The organism is Lichenibacterium ramalinae, from assembly GCF_004137085.1.
In the GTDB taxonomy this organism is placed as follows: domain Bacteria; phylum Pseudomonadota; class Alphaproteobacteria; order Rhizobiales; family Beijerinckiaceae; genus Lichenihabitans; species Lichenihabitans ramalinae.
Genome location: NZ_QYBC01000061.1, coordinates 1 through 1,500, shown reverse-complemented (window position 1 = coordinate 1,500; position 1,500 = coordinate 1). Strand labels below are relative to the sequence as shown.

Here is a 1,500-nt window from a genome sequence, read left to right as displayed (position 1 = left end):
TGAAAAGCCCGGCAGAGCCGGGCTTTCCGAGTGCGAGATTGTGCTTGGCGTCGCTCAGAAGTCGCGCTCGGCGCGGAGGCGGACTTCGAAGGCGTCGGGGTCCTTGGACACGCCGGTGGGCAGGGCGGTGGCGGTCTGGCCGACGTTGTGGGCCAGGGTCTGGTTGATCTTCATGTAGTCGAACTCGAGGCCGAACTCGAGGTTCTTCACGGGATCCCACAGCAGCTGGTTGCCGACGCGGTATTCGCTGGCGTCGCCCAGGCCGCCGATCGTCCAGTCGAAGTTCTTGGCGCGGCCGTAGGAGGTCTGCTCGTAGGAGCCGAAAATCACGTCGTGGAAGTTCGGCGTGAAGTAGTGGTTGAAGGCGGCCAACACCGAGAAGCCTTCGCCCTTCTGCAGGGTGTAGCTGCTCGCCGCGGTGCCGGGGGTGTGGATGGCGATGGCGTCGCGGTCGAGGTGGAAGAAGCCGCCCACCGCCGGCGAGCTGAAGCCGGCGTTCATGTAGGCGCCGGAGTCCTGGTAGAGGTAGGCGCCCTGCTGGTAGGCACCCTGGATCCACAGGTCGTCGCCGGCGGCGAGCATCGGCAGCTTCAGGCGCACGCCGCCCTGGACGGCGAAGCCGTCCGTGTCCTGGCCGGCGAAGCCCTGGCCGCTGGTGCCGGCGAAGGGACCCTGGGTGGTCTGGATGTCGTGGTAGGCGGCCGACAGCTGGGCGGCGCCCCAGGCCTGGTCGAGGCGCAGCACGCCCACGATGTCCGGGATGGTTTCGCCGGCGTAGCGCGCCGCCGACTGCAGGGCGCTGGTGCCGCCGAGGATGCTGCCGACGTTCTGCGGCAGGTTGCGGCCGTTGCGGTCTTCGAGCGACAGGGTGGCGGAGAAGCCGCCGGTGCCCGTGTAGGTGTAGGCGAAGACGTTCTGCGCGATATCGGAGTTGGCGATACCTTCGTAGTTGTAGTTGTCGGCGTAGAAGTCGAAGAAGGACTGGACGCGGCCGGCCGTGATGCCGGCGAACTGGATGAAGCCGCGGCGCAGCGCGGCGTTGTTGCCGCCCTGGTTGGCGAAGGTGTTCTGGCCGCCGGACAGGCCGCCGCTGGCGTAGAGGCCCTGAACGCGGTCGATCTGGTACTGCAGGAAGGTGCGCAGCGTGCCGTAGGCCGTCTGGGTGCGGGTGTCGACGCCGAGGCGGACGCGGGCCAGGAAGCCCGTCTCGTCACGGTCGCGGCCCGGGATGATCTGGGAGTTCACCCCGATGGCGCGGCCCGCCGCACCCGGCAGCGGGTTCAGCACGCGGCCGTTGTTGATGAACAGGCCCTCGATGCGGGTCTGCGCCGTGATCTGCAGGCAGGTGTCGGTGCCCGGGATGTAGAAGAAGCCCGCGCCCGTGAAGTCGCAAACCCGGACGTAGTCGACCGGGGCGGCTTTACGCACCGGGAGGTCGGCGGCCTGAGCGGCACCGGCGGCGGCGAGGGCGGCGGCAGAGCCCAGCAGAAGGCTTTTCAC

1 protein-coding gene is annotated in these 1,500 nt (G+C 68.7%); it reads right to left on the bottom strand.

What is annotated here, in order from left to right:
- Positions 1-54 precede the first annotated feature (54 nt).
- The coding region (locus D3272_RS27000; protein ID WP_207210338.1) for a porin at positions 55-1,500 on the bottom strand (1,446 nt) is incomplete at its 5' end.